Origin of the sequence: Herbaspirillum sp. NPDC101396 (assembly GCF_044767365.1) — a bacterium.
Lineage (GTDB): Bacteria > Pseudomonadota > Gammaproteobacteria > Burkholderiales > Burkholderiaceae_D > Herbaspirillum.
Window position 1 is genome coordinate 699,571 of the sequence record NZ_JBIWNT010000001.1, and the last position, 24,931, is coordinate 724,501.

Here is a 24,931-nt window from a genome sequence, read left to right on the forward strand (position 1 = left end):
ACGAGATGAAGGCCAGAAACAATCCGGCCTTATCTCTGTTCTCGCTGTTTTGATTTACTGCTGCAGAGTCGCGCCATGGCGATCGCAGCACGCCAGGCCTTCTTGCGTTTGGACACAATCCTGACGCCGCTCGGCGTCATGTCCAGCGGCGGCACCTTACCGATGAACTGCTCGACGTAACAGGCGAACTTGTGCTTGTCCAGCTTGAGCACGCAAGGCACGTATTCAATTGTTGCTGTCGATGCGGTCTTTTTCATGCTGCCTCCTGCCGAAACAATCACCCGGCAAATCCAGACACTCAGACAACCGGACAACCGGACAAAAAACTGCCGCCAGACTCATGCAGGGGAACATGTGCGCCTGGCGGCAGGCGGGGGGTGCAACTCGGGGATTCGGTATGTATGTCGCAACGCTACTTCGTAGTTCTACTTACTTCTTGGCGTCCAGCTTGGCCTTCAGCGCATTCGCCATGTCCAGGTGATGTTGCAGGCCAGGCAAGGTCTTGGCGGCAAAATCCTTGACGTCCGGATCCTTGGCTTCGGCGGCGTTCTTGCTGAACAGCTTGACCGCGTCCTTGTGCGCCGAGACGCCGATCATGCTCACGTATTGTTTGTCGAAGGTCGCGCCGTCGAGTTTCTCCAGCACGGCGATCTTGGCGCGCTGGGCGACGCTCGGTTCGGTCGGCGGTTCGACGTTTTTGGTGGCGGCCAGTTTCTTGAGATTGTCGCCGACGGTGGTGTGTTCGTCGACCATCAGCGTGGCGAAACTCTTCACATCGGGATTGGTGGTCTTTTCCAGCGCGATCTTGCTGGCCTTGACCTCGGCGTTACCGGCTTCGGCGGCGCTGTTGAGGAAACTCTTGTCGGCGCGCGGCAGTTCATCGGCGCGTGCATGGCCCATCAGCAGCGCCAGGCTCGCGACGCTCATGGCAGTCAGGCCAAAGACCTTGATCAGGGTGCCGGAACGGCGTGGCGCAATATTGGCGGATGGCATGCGGAAAGTGGATGACATGGTGGTTCTCCTTATTGAATTTGAGTGTGGCTGCGGACGTCGCCGCTGCAACTTGTGTTCAATGTAATGCAGCAAAACGTCGCGAAAAATCGGACAGCGCCGCTCTTGCCTGTAAGAATTCAGGAGCTTGGATGGATTCCTACAGCGATTTACCGCAGTTGCCGATACTGGCGTCACCAAGGCAAGCCTATGCTGAACGGCTACTCCACCCTGTCGAGGAAGCCATGTCCACCACCGTCGCCGAAATGCTCGTTGAAACCCTCCACACCATCGGCGTCCGACAGATATTCGGCGTCGTCGGCGATGCGCTCAATCCCTTCACCGAAGCCGTGCGCAAGGACAAGCGCATCGAATGGATAGGCGTACGCCATGAAGAAGGCGCCGCGCTGGCCGCCGCCGGACAGGCCAAACTCACCGGCAAGCTCGCGGTCTGCTGCGGCACCACCGGCCCAGGCGCCAACCACCTCGTCGCGGGGCTGTACGAAGCGCGCAAGGATCATGCGCCGGTGCTGGCGATTTCCGGCGGCGTTCCGGCCAGCCGGCGCGGCATTGACTACCTGCAGGAAAACAATCCCGACCTGCTGTTCCGTGATGTCGCCGCCTACACCCAGACCATCATCGATCCCGCGCAAGCCGTGCAAGTCGTGCACCAGGCCATCGCCCAGGCCTATCATCAGCGCGGCGTTGCCCACATCAGCATCCCGGCCGACGTGATTGGCGCCAAGCTGCCCGGCCCTGCTGCCGTGGCCAGCCTCAACACCTTGCGGCCGCAACCGGAAGTGACGCCGCCCGAAAGCGAAATCGCCCATGCCGCGCAACTGATCAATGCCGCCAAGTCGGTCGCTATCTTCGTCGGCAACGGTGCGCGCTCCTCCATTGCCGACATCGCCGTGCTGGCAGAAAAGCTGCAAGCCCCGGTCGCGCACACCTTCCGCGCCAAGGACATGCTGCCCTACGATCACCCGCACTGGATCGGCGGCGTTGGCCTGATCGGCGGCGCCCCCGGGATTGACGCCATGCGCGACGCCGAACTGCTGCTGATGCTCGGCACCGACTATCCCTATTCCGAATTTCTTCCCACACGCACCCAGACCGTACAGATCGACGAGCGCGGATTCGTCCTCGGTCGCCGCATGCCGGTCGACCTCGGCATCACCGGCTCGGTTGGCCCGGCGGTGACGCAGTTACTGCAACAGGTGCAGGGCAAGACCGATACCGCCTTCCTGCGCAAGGTCGGTGAGCATCGCAAGCAATGGAACGAGACGCTCGACAAGCATGCCGTGCTGCCGAAGGATCCGGACAAGGGCCCGATCAAGCCGCAATACCTGGCGCGCCGCCTGAGTGATCGCGCCGCCGATGATGCCGTGTTTGTGGTCGACACCGGCGTGGTGACGCTTTGGTGCGGCAACTGGATACGCCAGAGCGGCCGCCAGCGTCTGCTGGCTTCGTTCAACAACGCCGCCGTCGGCACCTCGCTGGGCCAGGGCAACGGCATCCAGGCGTTGGATCGGAATCGGCAGGTGATCGTGGCCGCAGGCGACGGCGGCTTCACGATGTTGCTGGGCGAGTTCATGACTGCGGTGGAACACAAACTGCCGGTCAAGGTGGTGGTGTTCAATAATCGCGAATGGGGATTGGTGCATCTGGAAATGGAAGAAGCCGGCCTGCCCGCCTTCGAAGGCGCCGAATTTCCCAACCTCGACTTTGCGTTGTTCGCCGGCGCCTGCGGTGCGCAAGGCTTTGCGGCCAAGACGCCTTCGCAGCTCGAAGAAGTGCTGGGACCGTTCCTTGCTGCGCCCGGACCGGCTATCCTGAACGTATTCATCAATCCGTCCGAGCTGCCGATCATGCCGCATATCAAACTGGACCAGATCTGGCATTTCGGCATGGCCAAGATCAAGGAAGCGATGATTTCGATGGGCGGCGCCGGTTGAGCCCGCCAAGGAAAACCCAGATGAGGAAGACATGAAACTCAAAGGATCCTGCCACTGCGGCGCCGTCACCTTCACGCTCAACAGCGACACGCCCTACCCTTACCAGCGCTGCTATTGCTCGATCTGCCGCAAGACTCAGGGCGGCGGCGGTTACGCCGTCAACCTCGGCGGCGATTTCCACAGTCTCAAGGTCAAGGGAGCCGACGACGTCAGCGTCTATCACGCCCGTCTCAAGCGCAAAGGTGAGAAACGTATCCACACCAGCACCGGCCAGCGCCATTTTTGCCGCCGTTGCGGCAGCGCGCTGTGGTTGTACGATCCGACCTGGCCGGACCTGGTGCATCCATTCGCGTCCGCCATCGATACGCCCTTGCCGACGCCGCCCGAATACACGCACCTGCTGCTGGATTACAAAGCGCCGTGGGTCGAAGTCAAGGCCGGGCGCAAGGATAAGCAGTTCGGACAATTCCCCAAGGAATCGCTGCTGGAATGGCATCAGCGCCACGGCTTTGCTGAGTCTGAATCTGGCAGTGAAGATTAAATCTTCGCCGGATCTTCGTTGCGCTGCTTGTGCAGCACATCGCGGAAGCGGCCCGCCGTTTGCGGCTTGATGAACAGTGCCACGATTTCCGGATGCAGCGCATGCAGTCGCGTCTCCATTTCAATGACCAGCGCTTCGATCTGCGGCGTCTTGAGATCGTCTTCAAATTCCACGCTGAGCGCCGCCAGGATCTGATGCGGCGCCAGGTGGACGGTCAGCACGCCGTTGGCGCCTACCACGCCGTCCAGCGAGGTCGCTTCTGCGAGGATGGAATCGAGCACCTCCTGCCGCGCACGCTCGCCGATCAGCAAGCCCTTGGTTTCTTGCCCCAACACGGCGGCGGTCGCTGCCAGAATCACGCCGATCACGATGGAGGCGACGCCATCCCAGGCTGGTTCATTGAAATGCTGCGACAGCCAGATGCCGATGAAGGCGGCAATAATGCCCAATATTGCGGCCGTGTCCTCCAGCAGCACGATGAACGTCGGCGGGTCTTTGCTGTGTCTCACCTCGTCGGGCAGGTCGGCATAACGCTTGCCGCCCTTGAACTTGTGCAAGGTCAGCAGCCAGGAGCAACCTTCGAAGATGGCCGCCGCAAACAGCACCAGGTAGCTGGCGACGACGTTTTCAATCGGTTCTGGATCGAGGATGTGATGGATGCCCTCATAGATCGACAGGCCGGCCCCGAGCGTAAAGATCAGCACCGCCACCACGAAGCTCCAGAAGTACACTTCGCGGCCGTAGCCGAGTGGATGATCGTGGTCGGGACGCTGATTGGCGCGATGCAAACCGTACAGCAGCAGTAGCTCGTTGCCCATGTCGACCAGGGAATGGATGCTTTCGCTGAGCATGGCCGAACTCCCGGTCCATATCGCCGCCCACAGCTTGGTGATGGCAACCAGCAAGTTGCCTGCGAGCGCCGCATAGATGACCAGCCGCGACGATTCTGCGGGCTGCTGCAAGCGGCTCAATAGTTGCCGGGAGGAGCGCGCCATCAGCTATCCCCGGAGTCTCGCGGCGCGCGGCGGCGATTGCGCAGGTACACTACCTGCCCCACCAATGCCGCACACAAAGTCGCCGCATTGGACGCCACGAACACCCAGTTGTCGACGCTGGCGCTGTAGATCACGAATCCGGTCGAGGTAGCCAGCTGGCCGATGAACATCCAATGCGAAACGCCCTTGGTACTGCCGCTGCGCCATTGCGTGAAGACCTGGGCGGACACCGTCAGCAGCAACAATAATGCGCTGATCCATCCGACTACATCCATCATGGCGGCCTTCTTTCTTTGTATTTGTTTTGTATTTGTGCATCGGCGTCGTCCGCGCCGTCCTACAGGGCAATCAGGCGCTGTCCGATGCCGTGCCGGGTCCCGGGGGATTAGGCTTGGACCTGACACGCCAACCTGCAAGGAGCCATTGATGAATGCCCATCCGAATGAACCGCAAGCCCGCGAACAATATGCCGACGAACTGATGCGCCGTTATCTTGAGCTGCGCCGCTGGGCCGTGGAAAACTGGCCCAACACGGCCCAACCGCTTCAGGCGTCCGATTTCATCGCGACCGACCGCGAGCTGCAATTGCTGCTCGGCGCGCGCCTGAATTCAGGCAAACACGCAGATCAGCGTCCCGCCAGCGCGCAAAATTCGCAAAATGCGCAATATGAAGACGTGACGCCGATGCCTTGGCCCTGATCCCGGATCAGATTCGACCCGTATAGGAGCGATTGCCCTGCAGGTCGACGTAGCGCGGGGGCGCCAGCGGATCGAAGTCGTCCCAGTCGCCGTGCTCGATATGCCCCTCGCTGCGCTCGATGTCGGCCGCCTTGAGTGAATGCAGCAAGGCGATCGCTTCGTTTTCCTGCGGTGTGCCTTCCACCGCCACTGCCACGCGCATGCCGGCCTTGCGCACTTCCACTTCCTGCGTATGACGACCACCCTCGTCGGTATCATCGGTGGTGTTGAGCGTACCCACCAGAGAACCCAGATGCGCGCCGACCAATCCACCCAGTGCAGGGCCTATGGGCCCGGTGACCGGTGCAGTGGCAGAACCTACCGTGGCGCCGACGACGGCGCCAGTCGCTGCGCCTGCCGCCACGCCGGCGGGCGTGTCCTTGGCGCCGGGCGATTCGTCGCGGTCGCCGCCAACCGGATAGGTGTCGTGCTGACCGGCCGGATTGAGATAGAAAGTGGTGATCGCGTCGCGCGAATAGCCGGCCTGGACCAGCTCATCCACTGCGTACTCGGTCTCATCCACCAATTGAAATCTGCCTAATATGATCGAGGACATGTAAATCTCCTTGCAAATGTAAGCCGCCAAGCACTCTTGTCGTCTTGTACCGATACTAGTCGGCGCACAAGCGCTTCACGATAGGCGAGCTCCGCATTTTCCTGTAGGAATTGCTGCGGGGCGCATCTGGATACTATGTTGTAAGATGTGGGCCGGAGTTTCCATCAGGCATTCAAAGGAGAGCGTTATGGCCAAGTTCCATTTTTTAGAAGACTACGAAAAGCACGTACGGGATTTGATCAAGGCTCACCCGTTGAATGAGGCCATGAGCCTTGCAGTCGGCGGCAACTGGGATGGAGTGGGCAATGCAGCCGCCAACTTATTGACTCATTGCGGACTGCGCGATGGCATGACGGTGCTGGATTTTGGTTGTGGCAGCGGGCGGGTTGCAACGAAGCTCGGTCAAAAAGTCCAACTTCGATCGTTCGTCGGTGTCGATGTCATTCCCGAGCTCCTGGACTATGCCAAGACGGTTTCTCCTCCGAATTACCAGTTTCAGCTGAATCATTCCTTGCAGATACCCGGCGAAAACGGAACGTTTGATTTCGTCTACGCGTTCAGCGTGTTTACGCATCTGTTGCAAACAGAAATACTTTTGTACACGCACGATATTTTTCAAAAACTGAAGCCCGGCGGCCTGTTTCTCTTCTCCTTTTTGGAGATGGACAAACACTGGAACATACTTGAAGCCGATGCAGTCCGGCATTTCACGTATGGCCAACCGACGCCACATTTGAATATGTTCTTGTCACGGAATCAAATTGATACGCTCGCGGAGAAAACCGGTTTTAAAGTCACCAGATACATTGAGCCGCAGGATGATGTTTACAGCATCGGCCAAACGATTGTCCTGTTAAAGAAACCGTAAACATTTTCCTTACGCCTCTTCATAAGGAAAGCACCAGAGCATCCACAGGCAATCCACGCAACACGTCTGCAGCGAAAATCTTTTGCTCGCGCACCGCTCCCTCAGCGCCTGACAGGATGCTCTGCCATTCATTTTCCGCCCACTCCTGCGGCAACTGCACTGCCGTGTCCCCCCAGCGTCGCGGCGGGATCAGCGGCGTCGCCGCGTGCAGCGTTTGCGCCGTGTGGTCGCTGACGATCAGGCGCGCGGCATGGCGACTGACCAGCACAACGATGGTCAGCCCGCCGCTGCGACGCGCAAAGGCGATGAGGTTGTCCGCCAGCGCTCCGGTCACCGTCAGCGGCACATAATCTCCGGTGGTGAACAAATCTTCCCTGCCACGACGGAAATGCAGCAACGACCGGATTACCTGCTGTTTGCATGCGCCGTTGCGCCAGTCTTCCAGCGTCAGCGGTGCTGTCTGGCTGGTGTGGATCAGCTGCTGCCGCATGGTGTAATCCACCGGCCGCCGGTTGTCCGGATCGACCAGAGTGAAATCCCACAGATCGCATCCCTGGTACAGATCCGGCACGCCTGGGACCGTCAATCGCAACACGGTCTGACCCAGGCTGTTGAGCGCACCGGCGGCGGCCACTTCCTGGACAAAATGGCGCAAGGCCGGCAGGAAGGCATTGTCGGCACCGGGGCGCAGGATGCGCCGCAGGAAGCCGTCGCATTGTCCTTCGTAGTCAAGGTCGGGCGCATTCCAGTCGGAGCGTCGCTTGGCTTCGCGCAAGGCCTTGCGCTGCCAGGCCGACACGCGTTCCAGCAAATCCGCTTCGCCGGCTTGCTCCAGCGGCCAAGCCCCGATCAGCGTCTGGTACAGCATCAGCTCGTCGACCGCATCGATCGGCATCTGCCTGCGCGCGGTCTGATTGAGCGCACGCCAGCGCTGCAAGGTGCTTTGCCAGTGTCCGGGGATTTCGCTGAGCACGGCCAGGCGCATGCGGGCATCTTCGCCACGCTTGTGGTCATGCGTCGCCGTGGCCAGCATCGCCAGTGGAAAATCGCGCTGGCGGCGCATGACGTGGCGATGAAAATCGTCGACCTCGATCCCAAGTTGCGCGGGTTCGGAACCGACTTCATTGCGCGACAGCAAACGGCCGTAGCGATAAAACGCGGTGTCCTCGGTCGATTTTGCGGTCAGCGGCGGCGTCAGCTGCTGGAAGCGGGTCAGCGCGCGCCAATGCAGCTGCTGATGACGTTCGTCCTGCATCTCGGGCTGTGGCGGATCGGCGAGCAGGCCGACAATCGCGTCCAGCGCGGACTGATCCGATTTCGCCAACAGGTCGCGCACACGCATCGCGGTAGCCCGAATTACGAAGGAGTCGCCACTGTTGCAGCCGGCACGAACGCCGTAGGTGCGGTACACCGGAAAATACACCAGCAACTCCCGCATGCAGCGCCGGATCGCCATCAGCGACAGGTCGCGTGTAGTGACCGCAGAGCGCGCCAGCGCATGCAGCGCCGAGGTCAGCGCATTGAATTCGCTGGCGAAATTGCGCTCCAGCAAACGGCGCCGCGTGCTGTGCACCAAGTAGTCGAAGCCGTCGGGATCGGTGCGGTATTCCTTCCAGATGGCGTCCAGCACAGAGGCGCCGCCGGCGTCATGCAACACCGCCGCGGCCTGATCCATGAAGTCGTAGCCGGTGGTGCCGTCGATGCCCCAGTCAGTCGGCAGGCTTTCTTCCGCACCTAGGATCTTCTCGGCGACGATGTAGGCCGGCGCGCCCTGCTTCAATGCTTCCAGCCGTTGGCGCAGCCGTTGCACGTAGGCCGCGGGCTCCGCCAGACCGTCGATGTGGTCGAGCCGCACGCCGTCGATCAGGCCTTCGCCGACCAGGCGGAACAGCAAGGCGTGCATCGCTTCGAAGACATCGTCCTGCTCGACGCGCATGCCGATCAGGTCGCCGATTTCAAAGAAACGGCGCCAGTTGATTTCGTCGCCCGCATTGCGCCAGTCGCACAGGCGGTAGTGCTGGCGCTCCAGCAACTCGTGCAAGGCGGTCGCGCCATCCGGCGTCAGCGAGGAGAATTTGTCCAGTCCTATTTGCACATCCGCGTGCACCGCCGGATCCTCAAACGCTTGCGCAAGCACGCGCCAGGCTTGCGTGGCGCAGCCCTGGCGTTCTTCCTGCACGGCCGCTTCCTGCACGCGCCGGAATGCCGCAATGGCTTCCGCCAGCCGCGAGGAATCCGCCGCTCCCAGAACATTGACATAGTCTTCGGGCGCCAGCGGCAGGCGATTCCCGGGACAGACGACGTACAAACGGCCGGCGTCCATTTCCAGCTTGATGTCGCCGGCGCGCAGCAACTCGCCGTAGGGCTTGCCGAGCACCGGCAGCAATACTTTGCCGTGCAGCGCCGGATCGGCGCCCAGCCATTCGATATCGAACCAGCTCGCGTAGGGACTGTGCTGTCCCCACAGGAGAACGTCGCACCACCACGGATTCTGGTCGCCCAGCGCCATATGGTTCGGAACAATGTCAACGATCAGTCCCATGCCGCGTTCGTGCAAGGCCTGCATTAGCCGGCGCAGGCCTTCTTCGCCGCCCAGTTCAGGACTGATGCGGGTCGGATCGACGACGTCGTAGCCGTGCGTCGATCCGCTGCGCGCGGTGAAAATCGGCGATGCATACAGATGGCTGACACCGAGTCCGGAGAAATAATCAATCTGCGCCAGCGCGTCATCAAAGGTGAAGTCTCGATGGAACTGCAGGCGCAGCGTGGCGCGCGGAATCAAAGTCCGGGTGGATGCGGGGGCGTTCAAGGTTTCCTGCCTGTCTTGTCGGTATTTTTTACATGCACGGTGCGTTGCAGCAGCCGCATGCGGCGGCGGCAATCGGCGTGATCCAGCAACGTTTCAGCCGTGGCCGGCAGGCGGCGTTGCCAGTTGGGATGGGTATCAACGGTGCCGGGCAGGTTCGGTTGTTCTTCCAGCCCCAGCAAATCCTCGATCGGCAACAAGGCCAACGGCGCCGGCGTCTGCGCGATGAAGGCGGCGGCGCCGTCGATCACATCCTGCGGCGCGTCGTCGGGGGGCTGGTCGCCGACCACGCAGTCCGCATCGAGCAAAGCCTGCCACAAGAGGCTGCGATCCTCATTGCGGTCGGCGCGGGTCTGGGCGTCGGTGGCGCCCGGCATCAGCAAATCGAGCTTAGTGCGCCAGCCGATGTCACTGCCCCGCCACCAGCCCGCCACCGTCGGCAGGTCATGCGTGGAGGTAGTGGCGATGGCGTGCCCCGGCCATTGTTGCGGCGGCAGGAAATTGGCGCGTGCATCGCGCTGGAACCACAGCACGCCGATACCCATCAAGCCGGCTTCCTTGAGATCGGCGTCGAAACCTTCGGGCACGGTGCCGAGGTCTTCTCCGATAACGACGGCGCGATGCCGCCACGACTCCAGCGCAATCAGCCGCAGCAAATCGCGCCCCGGATAGCGCAGGTACGCGCCTTCATTGGCGTCGCCGCCTTCGGGCGCCAGCCATAGCCGGGTCAGGCCCATGACGTGGTCGATACGCACGCCGCCGGCGTTGGCGAAGGCCGAACGCAGCATGGCGATATAAGAACGGAACCCCTGCGCGCGCAGCGCCAGCGGCGAAAAGGCGCCGATGCCCCAGTTCTGTCCGCGGGTGTTGAGCAAGTCAGGCGGAGCGCCCGCTGACAAGCCGGTGATCATCTCGGAGCTGTGGCTCCACGCCTGGCTGCCGCCATTGTCGGCGCCGACCGCGAGATCGGCAATCAGTCCGACCGCCATGCCGGCTTCCCGCGCAGATTGCTGCGCCGCCTGCATCCAGCGCGAGGCCTGCCATTGCAGGAATATATGGAAGTCCACTTCACCACTCTGCTCTTCCGCAAGACGTTTCAGTTCGGCGCTGCCGGGCCGGTGATAGCGCTCGGGCCAACGCCGCCAGTCGCTGGCGATGTCGATGTTTCTGGTCTGTTGCCAGTGATGCAGCGTCTCGAACAGCGCGTGATCCGCCAGCGCTTGCCCGCCCTGCAGACGGAATGCCGCGAGTTCGGCCGACGGTCGTTCCTGCATGCGGAACATGGCGTAGAGATGGCGCAGCAGCATCATGCGGTGAGCGCCGGCTTCGGGCCAGTTGACCAGGCTGGTTTGTTCCAGCCGCTGGTGTCGTGCGAGCAACTCGGGGCCGCCTTCATTGAGCACCTGCGCCACGGCATCCGCACCGAGGACGGCAGCCGGATCGATGTGCAGCACATTGAGGAACAGGCGGCTCGACGGCGAATAAGGACTGAAGCGATGCGCATCGGCGGCGAACATCGCATGCACCGGAGAGATCGCCAGCGCTGCAGCGCCCTCGGTGCCGGCCCGTGCAGCCAGTTCGGCCAGGCCGGTGAAGTTGCCGATGCCGCCGTCGCCCTGACTGCGCAAGCCGTACAGTTGCAAGGCCAGGCCCCAACCGCGATCTGCATGCGCCTTGAAATGTTTGTGCGGCGTGGCGTCGAAGGCATCGGCGACGCTGTAGCAGCGGCGCGGCGCCACCGCCAGCGTCACTTCGGCATCTCCCACTTGCAGGCGGTGATAGCCGTATTCATCGATCGCTTCCAATGTCGGCGTGCGGCTGTCGTCGTCCGATACGCGCCGGTCAAGCTTGCGGCCGGATTCCAGCGTGATGAGACACGCGCGGCCATGCAGGCCGCAATGTTCGGGCAGCGAGACCGGCTGATCAATCTCTGCGGTGATCAGCGGCGGCAACTCGCGCGACTGGTTGGCGCGTTGCAGCTGCGCCATGCTGTCAAGCCCCTGGCGATGACTGTCGCACGGCAGGCCCAGGGCCGCAAGGATGGTGCGCAGCGACGCCGGCGTCACACGTTGCGGCTGGTTGTAGGCGTCAATCCAGTCCACCGAAATGCCGGCCAGCGCCGCCAGCGTAAAGACCGCTCTGTCGTAGTCGCTGGGCGGGTTTTCTTCAACAGGAGCGAAAGTCATCTTGCAGCCTCTCGTATGACCAGGATGGAATGCCCCGGCAGCGTGCCGGAAGCCAGCGCGTCAAGCACGCCGCCGCTGTCGAACAGGACGTCGGCGCCGGCCGGAGTCACCAGTGTTTCAAGCGACTCGCGCAGGGGCTGCTCGCCCAGATTGACAGTGATGTTGAGCACCGTGCCGTTATTCAGCCGCCAGCGCGCATACACGGCTTTCAGGCCGATGGCCTGGGCGTCGAGCGCGACTGCGCCAGGCAAGTACGGCGTGATGGCTTCGCGCCGGATCTGCAGCAGGCGATAGCACCAGCCCATCCACTGGCCGGCACTCTTGTCTTCTTCGGGCGAAACCGGCTCGGGAATCGATGCCATGAAAGTGGAAAAGCTGTTCGGATCCGGCAAGGCGTCCAGCGCCTGCGGATCGGAGAACTCGGGAAAGCGCGAGAACTCCTTGCGCCGACCATTGCGCACGGCGTCGGCCAGATTTTCATCGGCGTGGCTGGTGAAGTAATAGAACGGCTGCGGCGCGCCGTATTCTTCCCCCATGAACAGCATCGGGATCTGCGGCGACAGCAGCAGCAAGGCCTGCGCTGCACGCAGGGCATCCGGATGCGCCAGCGCGGTCAGCCGTTCACCCTGCGCGCGATTGCCGATCTGGTCGTGGTTCTGCAGGAACAGCACGAACGAGGTCGGCGGCAGTTCGACGCTCGGTTCACCGCGTACTTCATTGTCACGGTACGGCGACGGCTCGCCCTGATAGACAAAACCTTCGCGCAGGCAGCGCGCCAGTTTCTCGGCCGGCTGCACCGCATAATCCGAGTAGTAGCCGCCGGTCTCGCCGGTCAGCAGCACGTGCAACACGTGATGGCCGTCGTCGTTCCATTGCGCGTCGTACTTATCGCCCTCGCCCGGCTTGCCTGCGCCGCCGTCGAGCAGAGAGGCGGCATTACCGTCATGCTCCAGCACCAGATGCACGTGCCGACGCGACAAGCCGATATCGGCGTCTTCCTGCTCGATCGCGCGCCGCACCTTGCGGGCCAGGTCGCGCAGCCAGCCCTGCTCGCTGATGGCATGGACTGCATCCAGGCGCAGGCCGTCGAAACGGTATTCCTGCAGCCAGTACAAGGCATTCTGGGCGAAGAAGTCGGCCACTTCGGGACGACGGAAGTCGATGGTCTCGCCCCACGGCGTGGTGGTGTCGTTGCGGAAGAACGGCGCCGCGTAGCTGTTGAGGTAATTGCCGTCCGGGCCGAAATGGTTGTACACGACGTCGAGGAACACCATCATGCCGAGGCCGTGGGCGGTGTCGATCAGTTGTTTTAGCTGCTCCGGCGTGCCGTAGCTGGCGTCGGGCGCATACGGCAGCACGCCGTCGTAACCCCAGTTATAGGCGCCGGGGAATTCCGCCACCGGCATCAGTTCGATCGCCGTGATGCCGAGTTCGGCCAGCTCCGGCAGGCGTTGCAACACGCCGGCGAAGCCGCCCAGCGCACCCACGTGCAATTCATACAGCACGGTCTCATGCCAGGGACGGCCGCGCCAGTCCACGGTCTGCCATTCATACGCAGAGGCGTCGATCACCACGCTGTCGGCATGCACGTCGCCGGCCTGGCCACGCGACGCCGGATCGGGCACGCTGATCTCGCCGTCGGTCTGCGACATTAGCTCGTAACGGTACTGGCTGCGCGCCTCGCAATCGGTCTCTACCTCGAACCAGCCTTCGTCGGCCGGCGTCATCGGCACCTTGCGCTGACCGTCGATCAGCACCGAGGCGGTCTTGGCAAGCGGCGCCCACAACCGGAAACTGGTGCGGCCGTTGCCGAGGTATTCGGCGCCGAACGGCAGGCGGTAGTGGAAACGAACGTTGTTCGGATGGAGTGGGAGCGGCGCTGGACTGTTCATGATTTTTCCCGGCATGGACGATTGGCGAAAACCTGCACGCTGTGCGCTGCAACTTCGACGCTGGCGGTGGTACAGGCTTCCCTGGAAACGGCGCCGTCGGGGATGTTGCTGTCGATGAGCAGATAGTGCGCATCCTCGGCGCGCGGAAAAGTGAACTCGATCGGTTCGTGGCCGGCGTTGAAGAACATCAGCACAATGTCCGGCTGCTCAGCCTCGCCTTCGGGGACGGCGGCATCGACGTTGCCGGCGCCGGCGCATTGCAGGGTCAGCGCGCGCGCCACCGGGTTCTGCCAGTCCTCGATCGAAATCGGCGTGGCGCGCTCGTCGAACCACGACACGTCCTTGAGGCCAGGCAGGATTTCACGATTGCCGTGCAGGAAGCGATCCCCTTGCAGCACAGGGAAATCACGGCGGATCGCCGTGAGCCGTCCGACGTAGCTGATCAGCGCCTGGCCCTCTTCGCTGGCGGCGTCTTTCCAGTCAACCCAAGAAATGTCGTTGTCCTGGCAATAGGCGTTGTTGTTACCGCGCTGGGTGCGATGGAATTCGTCCCCCGCCAGCAGCATCGGCGTACCCTGCCCGAGGAACACGCAGGTCAGCATCGAGCGCTGCACGGTGGCGCGCAGTTGCAGGATTGCCGGATCGTCGGTCGGCCCTTCCACGCCCCAGTTGGCGCTGTAATTCTCGTTGTGGCCGTCGTTGCCGTTTTCACCGTTGGCTTCGTTGTGCTTGGTCTCGTAGCTGACCAGGTCGCGCAAGGTGAAACCGTCGTGTGAGGCGATGAAATTGACCGAGGCCCAGGGCTTGCGGTGATGATGGTCGAACAGGTCCGACGAGCCCAGCATGCGGCCGGCGAACTCGCCGCGCAGGCCTTCGCCGCCGGCCCAGAAGTGACGGACGGCGTCTCGGAACTTGTCGTTCCATTCGGCAAAGCGTGGCGGATGGTTGCCGAGCTGGTAGCCGCCGGGTCCGATGTCCCACGGTTCGGCAATCAGCTTCAGTTGCGACAGCACCGGATCCTGCATCAGCGCGTCGAAAAAGCCGCTGTTCGGATCGAAGCCGGTCGGCTCGCGCCCCAGCGTCGAGCACAGGTCGAAACGGAAGCCGTCGATATCGAAGGCTTCCGCCCAGTAGCGCAGCGAATCCAGAACCAGCTGGATCACGCGCGGATGCGACATGTTGACCGTGTTGCCGCAACCGGTGTCGTTGATGTAATAGCGCTCCTCACCCGGCAGCAGGCGGTAGTAGTTGGCATTGTCGAGGCCGCGCATGCTCAGCGTCGGACCCAGTTCGCTGCCCGAGCAGGTGTGGTTGTAGACCACGTCGAGGATCACTTCGATGCCGGCTGCGTGGAAATGGCGGACCGCCATGCGCAATTCGTTGAGGTCGCCGGTGGAAAGATAAGCAGGCTCCGGAGCAAAAAATCCCAGAGTGCTGTAGCCCCAATAATTGCGCAGGTCGCGTTGGAGCAGGAAGTTCTCTTGCAGGAACGCATGCACCGGCATCAGCTCCACCGTGGTGACGCCGAGTTTTTGTAGATGGGCGATGAAATCGGGATGACCGAGCGCCGCGAAGGTGCCGCGTTCATGCGGCATGACGCCGTCGCGCATCATTGAAATGCCGCGCACATGGGCTTCGTAGATCACAGTCTTGGACCATGGCACGCGCGGGCGTGGGAATTTTTTCCCGATCGGTATCTCTTCTACGACGACGGCCTTGGGCATGGCGGCGGCACTGTCGCGTCGGTCGAAGCTGAGGTCGCCCTTGGCCGAATGCAGACGATAGCCGAACAAGGCGTCGGTCCAGCGAACCTGCCCGACCAATTGGCGTGCGTAGGGATCAAGCAGCAACTTGTTGGGATTGAAACGATGTCCCTTTTGCGGCTCGTAAGGGCCGTAGGCGCGATAACCGTAGACCAGACCCGGCGAGGTGTCCGGCAGGTAGCCGTGCCATATTTCGTCGGTGCATTCGGGCAAGGTCAGGCGCTCGACTTCGCGACGGCCGGTGGCGTCAAAAATACATAATTCGATCTTGGTGGCGTTGCCGGAAAACACGGCGAAGTTGACGCCCAGCCCGTCGAAATGGGCGCCCAGCGGGTAAGGCGATCCTGCTTGCAGATGGCGTGGTGTTACTAAAGTCATGTTATTTTCCTCGGCGCAGGATGATGGTGGAAAGTGGTGGCAAGGTCAGCAGCAGCGAGGCCGGATGGCCATGCCACTCTTGTTGTTGCGCAGTGACGCTGCCGGCATTGCCAAGATTGCTGCCGCCGTAGATATCGGCGTCGGTATTGAGAATTTCCTTCCATTCGAATTCGTTGGCGGCGCCGGTCGGTACGCCGATGCGGTAGTTGTGGCGCGGCACCGGCGTCATGTTGACCGCCACCAGAAGCGGCTCATCGCCCTCGGCTTCATTGCCATGGCGGAAATAGGCGAACACGCTGTTGACGCTGTCGTTGCCAACCACCCACGAGAAGCCCTCGGCGCGGGTATCGTTCAGATGCAGCGCCGGCAGGCTGGTGTACAGGCCGTTCAGGTCGCGCACCAGGCGCTGGATGCTGCGATGGCGCGGGTCGTCGAGCAGGTCCCATTGCGGCGACTTGTCGTGATCGAACTCCTGGTACTGGCCGAATTCGCACCCCATGAACAACAGCTTCTTGCCTGGATGGGTCCACATGAAGCCAAGGTAGGCGCGCAGGTTGGCCAGCTTCTGCCAATAGTCGCCGGGCATTTTCTCCAGCAGGGTGCGCTTGCCGTGCACCACTTCATCGTGCGAGATCGGCAGCACGAAGGCTTCCGAATAGGCGTAGATCATGCCGAAGGTGAAATCGTGATGGTGATAGCGGCGGTAGATGCTGTCTTCTTCCACGTAGCGCAGCGTGTCGTGCATCCAACCCATGTTCCACTTGTAGGTGAAGCCCAGTCCGCCCTCCTTCACCGGCGCCGTGACGCCGGGCCAGGAGGTCGATTCTTCCGCGATCATGAGCGCGCCGGGGCAGCGTTCGATGACGGTCTGGTTGAGTTCTCGCAGGAAGTCGACCGATTCCAGGTTCTCGCGCCCGCCGTGGATGTTGGGCACCCATTGGCCGGGCTCGCGGCTGTAGTCGCGGTACAGCATCGACGCCACCGCATCCACGCGCAGTCCGTCGACGTGGAAATGCTCCAGCCATTCGAGCGCGCTGGCGATCATGAAGCCGCGCACTTCATTGCGGCCGAGGTTGTAGATCAGCGTATTCCAGTCCTGATGGAAGCCCTCGCGCGGGTCGCTGTGCTCGTACAGCGGCGTGCCGTCGAAGTACGCCAGGCCATGTCCGTCCGACGGGAAATGCGCCGGCACCCAGTCGAGGATCACACCCAGGCCTTCACGATGGCAACTGTCGACGAAGCCGGCGAAGTCCGCCGCCGAACCGAAGCGCGCACTCGGCGCGAATTGCGACAACGGCTGGTAGCCCCAGGAACCGCCAAAGGGATGTTCCATCACCGGCAGCAGCTCCAGATGCGTGAACCCCATGCCCTTGGCATAAGGAATCAGGCGCTCGGCCAGCTCGTTCCAGTTGAGGCTGCGGCCCTCTTCTTCGAGGATGCGCATCCAGGAGGCGGCATGCACTTCATAGATCGAGATCGGCGCCTGCAGGGATTGTCTCTGCGCGCGTTGCGCCATCCACTCGTCGTCGCGCCAGCGCCAGCCGTCGCGGTCGTCGATCACGCGCGACGCGGTGGCCGGCGGCAGCTCGGTGGCGCGCGCCATCGGGTCTGCCTTGGATGGCTGCACACGGCCGTCGGGACCGGTGATTTCGTATTTGTAGAGTGTGCCGTCGCGCAGGCGCGGCACGAACAGCTCCCACACGCCGGCGCTCTGGCGCAGACGCATAGGGTGGCGGCGGCCGTCCCACTGGTTGAAGTCGCCGATCACCGACACGCGTTGGGCATTGGGCGCCCATACCGCAAAGCGCACGCCGTCAACGCCGTCGATGCGCGTGACTTGCGAACCGAGACAGCGCGCCAATTGGCGATGCCGTCCCTCGCGGAACAGATGCAGGTCGAAGTCCGAGATCAGCAAGCCGAAGGCATAGGGATCTTCGGTGATCTGCACCTCTTCCAGTTTGCCGTTCTTGCCCGGCCAGGCCACGTGCAGCACGTAAGGGATCTCGCGGTGCGCCTGCGCCGGCAGGTTGACGTCGCCGTAGAAAATCCCGTTGGCGCTGCCTTCCACCGCGCCGAGCTGGATCAGGTTGCCGAGCAGCACGCCGTGCGGATCGCGCTCGTCGGCCGGCCGCGAAAATACTTGCACCGCGATCGCGCCGGGGTAGTAGCAGCACAAGCGCAGGCGTTGACCTCCGCCCGGCAGGTCTGCATAGCGCGGTCCCAGCAGCGCGAACGGATCGCCCAGCCTGGCCTGTTGCAAACTGCTCGCCAGTTGCAGGTCCGGCACCGCGTGATCGACTTCCCGATCATTTTGGTGCGTGTCGTTGCGTAGAGATAACGCCATCTTGATTCCTCTTGGTCTTGTTCTTGCGTGTTGATGGTGCAGCCGCCGAATCACGCTGCTTCGCGACTGCTTTTCCGACTACTTGCCGCCCAGCAGCCGCGCCGCGATGGCATGGATTCCGCCCAGCGGCACATGCAGCCAGGCGGGACGGTTGGCTGCTTCGTAACAGATTTCGTAGGCCGCCTTTTCCAGCGTGAACAGATCGAGCAAATCGTTTTGCGCCGCCAGCGGCAGGCTGTGCATCAGCGTCGGATTGCCGACGCGATAGCCCTCCAGGAACGCCGCCTGACATTCCGGCGCAAAGCGTTTGAGCACCTGTTCCTTGCCGGCGCGGGCAGCGGCGTCGAGGTCGCCCGGCCCCATGTTGTTGCCGAACGCCGCCGCATACTCGAACGAGCGCAGCAGGCCCGCGACGTCGCGCAAGGGACTGCCCTTGGCGCGGCGTTCTTCCAGCGTGCGTGCCGGTTCGCCTTCGAAGTCGATGATGAAGACATCGTTGAAGGCGATCAGGATCTGGCCGAGATGCAGGTCGCCGTGCAGGCGAATCGCAGCCGAGCCGTTGCCGGCCATCGCCAGTTGTTCGATGCGTTTCTGCAGCGGCTCGCGTTGCGCCAGCAAGCGGGCCACCTGGCGCGCCTGGTCGACATCGATCCAGTCGTTTTTCTTGCGCAGAATGTCGCAGGCGGCATTGAGCTGCTCGGTGGCCGAACGCGCCCAGCCCTGGTAGGTGGCGGTGTGCACGATCTCCGGAGAAAATGCCGGATCGTCACTGGGCTTGCCGAGCAAGGTGTGCATTTCGCCGAGACGCTGTCCGAGCAAGCGTGCAAACGATGCCAGCTCCGCCAACGCGGTATTGTTGTGGCGGGAATGCTCCCCATGCAAAGGCGAAGAGTCGGCCAGACTGTCGCTCTGGATAGCGCGTTCCAGCGTGTCCATGGTCCAGCGCCAGGCGTCGCCCTGATTGTCGACGTAACGCTGGAGCACGATCAGCGCATAGGGTGTGCCGTCGCCGGCATGACGCGTCACTTCGCCCAAGGTGGCGGGCACGTTGGGGAAACCGTGACTGGTCAGGTAGCGCCCCATTTCGATTTCCGGATGCACGCCGGGCTTGACCATGCGCAGCACCTTCATGACCATGGCGTCGTTGATCACCACCGAACTGTTGGACTGTTCCTGTGCGACGCGGCGCAATTGCAACGGCGCCTGCAGGACCGCCCGGTCGAATGCAGCGGTCGGTACGAATCGCATATTGCCGTCGCCGGCCGCGACATCGGCATCTTCCGCCAGTAGCTCCAGCACCGTCATGATGAAGGAATCGAGCGCAAATGCATCGGTCAGGAAACCGACATGACGGTTGCGGCGCACACGCGACAAGGCCAGCTGGTGCGGCAGCGCCGAGACGGTGTCTTCCTCGCGGATGAAGCCGAGCGGCAACAGGTAGCGCTGTTGTCCCCCGCCATCGTCGTGTACGACGATTTCACTCATCAGGATGGGCAGGCTGCCGGGGACGTTCTTGGACATCGGCAGCTCGGTAGCGGTGGCCAGCTCGATGCGCTCGATCTGCTTTTGCTTGGCGGCGTACCAGCGCCGCTTGAGCAGGTAGTGCGGCAACACTTCCCGCTCCAGCGTGCCGCGCGCGGGCTCTTCCATGATTTCTCCGACGCCCTGGCGCAACACCAGCGTGACGTATTCAGGCAGCGGCTCTGGCGTGGCGGCGTACCACGACGGCATGGTCGCTTCGTTGGCCAGCAGGAACCAGTAAAAACCGAATGGCGGCAACGTCAGCAGATAGTTGAGCTTGCCGATCGGCGGGAAGGCGGTACCCCCCATCATCTCGATCGGGATGCGATCGGCAAATGCCGACAATTCCAACTCGACCGCCTGCGCCGATTGCGACAGGTTGGCCACGCACAGGATGGTCTCTGTGGCGCCGCCCTCCTTGGGGTCGGTGAACTCGCGCAGGTAAGCCAGGATCTTGCGATTGCTCGGATAGATGACCTTCAGCGTGCCGCGGCCGAAGGCCTGATGCTGCTTGCGTACGCTGAGCAACCGGCGCATCCAGTTGAGCATCGAGTGACGGTCGTCGCTCTGCTGTTCGACGTTGACGGTCTGGTAGCCGTATTGCGGATCCATCAACGGCGGCAGCACCAGCCGCGCCGGGTCGGCGCGCGAGAAGCCGCCGTTGCGGTCCAGCGTCCATTGCATAGGCGTACGCACGCCGTCGCGATCGCCCAGGTGGATGTTGTCGCCCATGCCGATCTCGTCGCCGTAATAGATCACCGGTGTGCCGGGCATCGACAGCAGGAAGCTGTTGAGCAGCTGGATGCGGCGCGCATCGCGCTCAACCAGCGGCGCCAGCCGGCGACGGATGCCGAGATTCAGGCGTGCACGGCGATCTGGCGCGTAGAAATTCCACAGGTAGTCGCGTTCGGCATCGGTGACCATTTCCAGCGTCAGCTCGTCGTGGTTGCGCAGGAAGATCGCCCATTGGCAATCGGCCGGGATCTCCGGCGTCTGGCGCAGAATATCGGTGATCGGGAAACGATCCTGGCTGGCCAGCGCCATGTACATGCGCGGCATCAGCGGGAAATGGAATGCCATGTGGCACTCGTCGCCCTCGCCGAAGTACTGCTGCACATCTTCCGGCCACATGTTGGCTTCGGCCAGCAGCATGCGGTCGGGATATTTGCGGTCCATCTCCGCGCGAATGCGCTTGAGGATGGCGTGCGTCTCGGGCAGGTTTTCGTTGGAGGTGCCTTCACGCTCGATCAGGTACGGCACGGCGTCGAGGCGCAGGCCGTCAATGCCGAGGTCGAGCCAGAACGCCATGACGTTAAATACCGCCTTGAGCACCTGCGGATTGTCGAAATTCAGGTCCGGCTGGTGCGAATAGAAGCGATGCCAAAAATAGGCCTTGGCGACCGGGTCCCAGGTCCAGTTGGATTTTTCGCTGTCGAGGAAGATGATGCGGGTGCCGGCGTAGCTCTTGTCATCGTCGGACCAGACGTAAAAATTGCGCGCCACCGAACCGGCACGGGCATTGCGGGCACGCTGAAACCAGGGGTGCTGGTCCGAGGTATGGTTGATCACCAGCTCGGTGATCACGCGCAGGCCGTGCTCATGCGCGGCGGCGATGAAGCGCCGTACGTCGCTCATGTTGCCGTAGTCGGGATGGACGTTCTTGTATTCGGAAATATCGTAGCCGTCATCGCGCCGCGGCGACGGGTAGAACGGCTGCAGCCAGATGGTGTTGACGCCGAGTCCGGCGATGTAGTCGAGCTTCTTGATCAGCCCGGCGAAATCGCCAATGCCGTCGTCGTTGGCGTCGAAATAGGATTTGACGTGGATCTGGTAAATGACCGCGTCCTTGTACCACAGCGGATCGTCGGTAAACGGCAGGCCGTCTTTGCCGGCGCGCGCCTTGGCGCGGCTGGCCTTGTCCTGATGGCCGCCCTTGCCTTCCTTCTTTGCACTTTTTTCGCCCTTGGCTTTCTTGATGTCGGCAGGTGGTTCGCGGGTGCGCAACATCGTGCTGTCTGTTGGAATTTCCATCTCATGTCTCCATGGCGCGCAAGCGCCAGATGCCGTACGGATTTTTATCGGGATTCAGGCTGAGCGGCTGGCGGCGGCCGGTCCAGTTGAAACGTCTGTCTGTCAGTAAATCTTCTACCTGCACGCGGCTGTCGTCGCCGAGACCGAAGCCGTGCAAGGGAATGTCGATGTCGCCGTACTGTTCGTTGAACGGATCCAGGTTGATCGCCACCAGGATCACGTTGTCGCCGAAGCGCAGGCGTTCGTCAGATGCATCGGCGCTGTAGGCCGGCGCGGTCGATTTGACGAAATACAGCACCTTGTCGTTGGACGACGGCAGGAAATGCACGCCCAGATGCGTCTGCAACGCCGGATTCTCGCGGCGGATGCGATTGAGGCGAGTGATGTCCTCGATGATGTTGCCGGGTCGCTGCCAGTCCCAGGCGCGCACTTCGTATTTCTCGGAATCCAGGTACTCTTCCTTGCCCGGCACCGGCTGCGCTTCGCACAACTCGAAGCCGCTGTAGACGCCCCACAGGCCCGACAACGTGGCCGCCAGTGCTGCACGGATCACGAAGCCGGCACGGCCGGAACGCTGCAGGAAATAAGGATTGATGTCGGGCGTGTTGACGAAGAAATGCGGCCGGAAAAAATCGCACGGACGGTTGTCGCCGTCCGGTGCTGCGGTGAGCTCTTCGAGATAATCGATGAACTCCTGCTTCTCGTGGCGCCAGGTGAAATAGGTATAGGACTGCGAGAAGCCGACCTTGGCCAGCCGATACATCGGCTTCGGGCGCGTGAAGGCTTCCGACAGGAAGATCACCTGCGGATAACGGCTGCGCACCGCAGCGATCATCCATTCCCAGAACGGAAACGGTTTGGTGTGCGGATTGTCGACGCGGAACACATTGACGCCCTGCTGCACCCAGTACATCACGATGTCGCGCAAGGCGATCCAGAGATCGGGGATGGCGTCCTCCGCGTAGAAATCGACGTTGACGATGTCCTGATATTTCTTGGGCGGATTTTCGGCATAGCGCATCGAGCCGTCGGGGCGCCAGGCGAACCAGCCCGGATGCTCCTGCAGCCACGGGTGATCGGGCGCACATTGGATCGCAAAATCAAGCGCCAGCTCCAGGCCATGCGCCGCCGCCGCGTCGCGCAGGCGCAGGAAGTCGTCCAGCGTGCCGAGCTCGGGATGGATGGCGTCGTGGCCGCCTTCCTCGCTGCCGATGGCGTAAGGACTACCGGGATCGTCGCCGGACGGCGTCAGGCTGTTGTTCTTGCCTTTGCGATTCTTTTTGCCGATCGGATGGATGGGTGGAAAGTACAGCGTGTCGAAGCCCATCGCGCGAATGGCCGGCAGGCGTGCGACTACGTCATTGAAGGTGCCATGCACGGCCGCATCGCCGCTTTGCGAGCGCGGGAACAATTCATACCAGCTGGAATACGTTGCCGCCGGACGCTCGGTTTCCAGCGGATATTCGACCGCGCTGCGCACCAGGAAAGCGCGCGCGCCGGCCAGTGCGGCCAGGCGGTCGATCTGCTGTGCGGTGGCGTCGGCCAGCAGCACGGCCAGGCGGTCGCCGTTCTTTTCGGTCAGGGATTTCAGCAAGGCTGCGCTGGCGTCCAGCACGGCGCCGTCGACGCCGTTTTCCAGAGCCTGCTCGGCCAAATTGGCCACCAGCAGGCGCCCTTCTTCCAGTTCCAGGTCGACGTTGAGGCCGCCCGACGCCTTCTTTTGCAAGCCGTCGCGATAGCTTTCATACACGTCGCTCCAGGCTTCGATGCAAAAGTAATGGCGACCGAGTCGCGGCAGCGACAGGCTGGCTTGCCAGCGATCGTTGCCGACGTGTTGCAGGGGAACGCGTCTCCATTGCTTTTCGTCGGCGGCACGCACCAGCACGGCTGCAGCCAGGTGATCGTGGCCGTCCATGAAAATGTCGGCGCTGATCGTGAAGGTCTGCCCCACGGTGCGCTTGGCGGCGAAACGGCCGCCGTCGACAGTGGGCGCCACCTGTTCGATGGCGATGCGGCCGGTGCGCACTTTCTCGGCCACCGGCTTCTTGCGGCGATTGAGATCGGGGGCGACTGCGGGAGGCGTCTGCAACTCGATCAGGGCGATTTCACCCGGTTGCAGGACGAACTCGTGTTCCGGCGGCCAGTCGAGGATGCGGCCGCCCAGACGCTGCTGCCAGTCGCCGTCGTCGAGATGCGCCATGCGGCCGAGGTGCGGATTGACGGCGATCAGCTGATGCACGCCTACCTCGCGCGCCAGCAGCAACACCGGCGCTTCCGGCGCGCTCACGGTGCGCAGGCGGAAACCTCCGGCCGACATGGCCTGGTTGGCGGCGCGCACTTCTGCGTCAAGGTTGAAATCGGATTCGGCGCAGGCCTGGACGAATTGCTGCGGCGTGCGCATGCGCGTCGATGCGGCGGCGTTGCGGGCAATACCGAGCGGTTCGGTCAAGCCGAATTCGAACCCCATCGGCATCAGCCATCCGCTGCCGCTCAATGCAGCGAAGCGCAAGGCGCGGATGGCGCCGAGGCGGCGCGTGTCCTTATCATGCCAGCCATGCACGCGTGCGGCGCGCGGGCCGAAAGGATCTTCAGGAAAGCCCAGCACGGGCGCAATGGCGGCCAGTTTTTCGTGTTCGCGGAAATACCAGGGGGCGCGAAAATCCCACCACGCGCCGGAAGAAAACACGGCGTCGAAGCCGCAACCGGCCAGGCGCTCCAATTGTTGATGCGAGCAGCCCGGCGTCCACGCCAGGAAGTGACAGCACGACCGTTGCTCCCGCGTGCGTTCGACCAGCCGGCACCAGAAGTTGCCGGGCAAGCCGGCCGGATCGTGACAGACGAAGCCGGCCACGCCGGCATCGATCAGCATCGCCAGGCGCATGTGCCAGCATTCGAGCAAGGCCTCGGCGACCTCGGGAGAATTGAAGCGTGGCTGCGGCGTCAGGACCTTGCACGCGCCGCCGTCGCGACGGCGCGGATCGGGAAGCTGGCCGCCCTGTTCCGATGCGTGCGAGGAGGTGTCGACGACGGCAAACCACTCCGGATGACTGTGCAGCAACTGGTCGCTGCGGTGCAGGCTGGTGACGGAAAGATCGAGCAGCAGTCGCAGATGGTGTTCCGTCGCCAGATGCGCGAGTTCTTCCAGGTGTTCCAGGCTGCCCATGCCGTAACCGGCGACGGGATTCTCGTTATTACCGTCGTCACCGGCAAACAGGCCGGCGATCAGTCCGTCGCCGCACAGCAGGACATGATCGAATCCCATGCCGGCGCAGCGCGCGAACAGATCGCTCCATCCTCCGCTGCCAACCAGCGTGGGATCAATGCAATAGATACGCGGTGAAAAGGCCTCGGCGGCATGGTTTTCCAA

At 62.6% G+C, this 24,931-nt stretch carries 16 protein-coding genes; 4 read left to right on the plus strand and 12 right to left on the minus strand.

Annotation, left to right across the window (positions count from 1 at the left end; all coding sequences use genetic code 11):
* Window positions 1-29: 29 nt before the first annotated feature.
* Together ACIROY_RS03090 and ACIROY_RS03095 are read right to left on the minus strand one after the other, a co-directional pair.
* A complete protein-coding gene (locus tag ACIROY_RS03090) occupies window positions 30-257 on the minus strand; it encodes a hypothetical protein (RefSeq protein ID WP_402271280.1) in 228 nt (75 codons plus the stop codon).
* 172 nt (window positions 258-429) lie between these two features.
* Window positions 430-1,011, minus strand: coding sequence for a DUF4142 domain-containing protein (locus ACIROY_RS03095; protein ID WP_402271278.1), 582 nt, complete (start codon window positions 1,009-1,011; stop codon window positions 430-432).
* A 131-nt stretch (window positions 1,012-1,142) separates the two neighbouring features.
* Here ACIROY_RS03095 and ACIROY_RS03100 point away from each other — a divergent pair, with 131 nt between their 5' ends.
* Window positions 1,143-2,945, plus strand: a complete 1,803-nt coding sequence (locus ACIROY_RS03100; protein WP_402339569.1) for a thiamine pyrophosphate-binding protein — start codon at window positions 1,143-1,145, stop codon at window positions 2,943-2,945.
* A 31-nt stretch (window positions 2,946-2,976) separates the two neighbouring features.
* On the plus strand, window positions 2,977-3,486 hold the full coding sequence (locus ACIROY_RS03105) for a GFA family protein (RefSeq protein ID WP_402271273.1): 510 nt from the start codon (window positions 2,977-2,979) through the stop codon (window positions 3,484-3,486).
* Here the strand turns inward: ACIROY_RS03105 and ACIROY_RS03110 are convergent.
* Together ACIROY_RS03110 and ACIROY_RS03115 are read right to left on the minus strand one after the other, a co-directional pair.
* Window positions 3,483-4,481, minus strand: coding sequence for a cation diffusion facilitator family transporter (locus ACIROY_RS03110; RefSeq protein WP_402339572.1), 999 nt, complete (start codon window positions 4,479-4,481; stop codon window positions 3,483-3,485). The genes ACIROY_RS03105 and ACIROY_RS03110 overlap by 4 nt on opposite strands.
* Complete coding sequence (locus ACIROY_RS03115) at window positions 4,481-4,759, minus strand: hypothetical protein (protein WP_402271268.1); 279 nt, start codon at window positions 4,757-4,759, stop codon at window positions 4,481-4,483. Before ACIROY_RS03115 ends, ACIROY_RS03110 begins: the two co-directional genes overlap by 1 nt.
* Before the next feature lie 148 nt (window positions 4,760-4,907).
* Between ACIROY_RS03115 and ACIROY_RS03120 the strand changes: the two genes are divergently transcribed.
* Complete coding sequence (locus ACIROY_RS03120; protein ID WP_402339575.1) at window positions 4,908-5,180, plus strand: hypothetical protein; 273 nt, start codon at window positions 4,908-4,910, stop codon at window positions 5,178-5,180.
* A 7-nt stretch (window positions 5,181-5,187) separates the two neighbouring features.
* Here ACIROY_RS03120 and ACIROY_RS03125 read toward each other — a convergent pair whose 3' ends face one another.
* A complete protein-coding gene (locus tag ACIROY_RS03125) occupies window positions 5,188-5,775 on the minus strand; it encodes a hypothetical protein (RefSeq protein WP_402271263.1) in 588 nt (195 codons plus the stop codon).
* 187 nt (window positions 5,776-5,962) lie between these two features.
* On the opposite strand from ACIROY_RS03125, the gene ACIROY_RS03130 reads away from it, so the two are divergent.
* A complete protein-coding gene (locus tag ACIROY_RS03130; RefSeq protein WP_402339578.1) occupies window positions 5,963-6,643 on the plus strand; it encodes a class I SAM-dependent methyltransferase in 681 nt (226 codons plus the stop codon).
* A 19-nt stretch (window positions 6,644-6,662) separates the two neighbouring features.
* Here the strand turns inward: ACIROY_RS03130 and treY are convergent, their stop codons facing one another.
* From treY to ACIROY_RS03165, 7 genes are all read right to left on the minus strand, one after another.
* The gene (gene treY / locus ACIROY_RS03135; RefSeq protein ID WP_402339580.1) at window positions 6,663-9,452 is read right to left on the minus strand and encodes a malto-oligosyltrehalose synthase; all 2,790 of its coding nucleotides are present in this window, start codon (window positions 9,450-9,452) and stop codon (window positions 6,663-6,665) included.
* A complete protein-coding gene (gene malQ / locus ACIROY_RS03140) occupies window positions 9,449-11,635 on the minus strand; it encodes a 4-alpha-glucanotransferase (RefSeq protein ID WP_402339583.1) in 2,187 nt (728 codons plus the stop codon). The genes treY and malQ overlap by 4 nt, the downstream gene beginning before the upstream one ends.
* On the minus strand, window positions 11,632-13,527 hold the full coding sequence (gene treZ / locus ACIROY_RS03145) for a malto-oligosyltrehalose trehalohydrolase (protein WP_402339585.1): 1,896 nt from the start codon (window positions 13,525-13,527) through the stop codon (window positions 11,632-11,634). Before treZ ends, malQ begins: the two co-directional genes overlap by 4 nt.
* Entirely contained in the window at window positions 13,524-15,668 is a 2,145-nt protein-coding gene (gene glgX, locus ACIROY_RS03150) for a glycogen debranching protein GlgX (protein ID WP_402339587.1), read from the minus strand. Before glgX ends, treZ begins: the two co-directional genes overlap by 4 nt.
* 1 nt (window position 15,669) lies before the next feature.
* A complete protein-coding gene (glgB, locus tag ACIROY_RS03155; protein ID WP_402339590.1) occupies window positions 15,670-18,012 on the minus strand; it encodes a 1,4-alpha-glucan branching protein GlgB in 2,343 nt (780 codons plus the stop codon).
* A 78-nt stretch (window positions 18,013-18,090) separates the two neighbouring features.
* Entirely contained in the window at window positions 18,091-21,564 is a 3,474-nt protein-coding gene (gene treS, locus ACIROY_RS03160; RefSeq protein WP_402339592.1) for a maltose alpha-D-glucosyltransferase, read from the minus strand.
* A 1-nt stretch (window position 21,565) separates the two neighbouring features.
* Window positions 21,566-24,931 (minus strand): alpha-1,4-glucan--maltose-1-phosphate maltosyltransferase, encoded by a 3,366-nt coding sequence (locus ACIROY_RS03165; RefSeq protein ID WP_402339594.1) that lies wholly within the window; start codon window positions 24,929-24,931, stop codon window positions 21,566-21,568.

Excerpts from the sequence above, each read along its gene's own strand:
- ACIROY_RS03125 (WP_402271263.1), bottom strand. The coding sequence starts at position 5,775 with ATGTCCTCGATCATATTAGGCAGATTTCAATTGGTGGATGAGACCGAG.
- glgB (WP_402339590.1), bottom strand. The coding sequence starts at position 18,012 with ATGGCGTTATCTCTACGCAACGACACGCACCAAAATGATCGGGAAGTC.
- ACIROY_RS03115 (WP_402271268.1), bottom strand. The coding sequence starts at position 4,759 with ATGATGGATGTAGTCGGATGGATCAGCGCATTATTGTTGCTGCTGACG.
- treS (WP_402339592.1), bottom strand. The coding sequence starts at position 21,564 with ATGGAAATTCCAACAGACAGCACGATGTTGCGCACCCGCGAACCACCT.
- ACIROY_RS03100 (WP_402339569.1), top strand. The coding sequence starts at position 1,143 with ATGGATTCCTACAGCGATTTACCGCAGTTGCCGATACTGGCGTCACCA.
- glgX (WP_402339587.1), bottom strand. The coding sequence starts at position 15,668 with ATGACTTTAGTAACACCACGCCATCTGCAAGCAGGATCGCCTTACCCG.
- ACIROY_RS03095 (WP_402271278.1), bottom strand. The coding sequence starts at position 1,011 with ATGTCATCCACTTTCCGCATGCCATCCGCCAATATTGCGCCACGCCGT.
- ACIROY_RS03130 (WP_402339578.1), top strand. The coding sequence starts at position 5,963 with ATGGCCAAGTTCCATTTTTTAGAAGACTACGAAAAGCACGTACGGGAT.
- ACIROY_RS03090 (WP_402271280.1), bottom strand. The coding sequence starts at position 257 with ATGAAAAAGACCGCATCGACAGCAACAATTGAATACGTGCCTTGCGTG.
- ACIROY_RS03105 (WP_402271273.1), top strand. The coding sequence starts at position 2,977 with ATGAAACTCAAAGGATCCTGCCACTGCGGCGCCGTCACCTTCACGCTC.
- treZ (WP_402339585.1), bottom strand. The coding sequence starts at position 13,527 with ATGAACAGTCCAGCGCCGCTCCCACTCCATCCGAACAACGTTCGTTTC.
- malQ (WP_402339583.1), bottom strand. The coding sequence starts at position 11,635 with ATGACTTTCGCTCCTGTTGAAGAAAACCCGCCCAGCGACTACGACAGA.
- ACIROY_RS03120 (WP_402339575.1), top strand. The coding sequence starts at position 4,908 with ATGAATGCCCATCCGAATGAACCGCAAGCCCGCGAACAATATGCCGAC.
- ACIROY_RS03110 (WP_402339572.1), bottom strand. The coding sequence starts at position 4,481 with ATGGCGCGCTCCTCCCGGCAACTATTGAGCCGCTTGCAGCAGCCCGCA.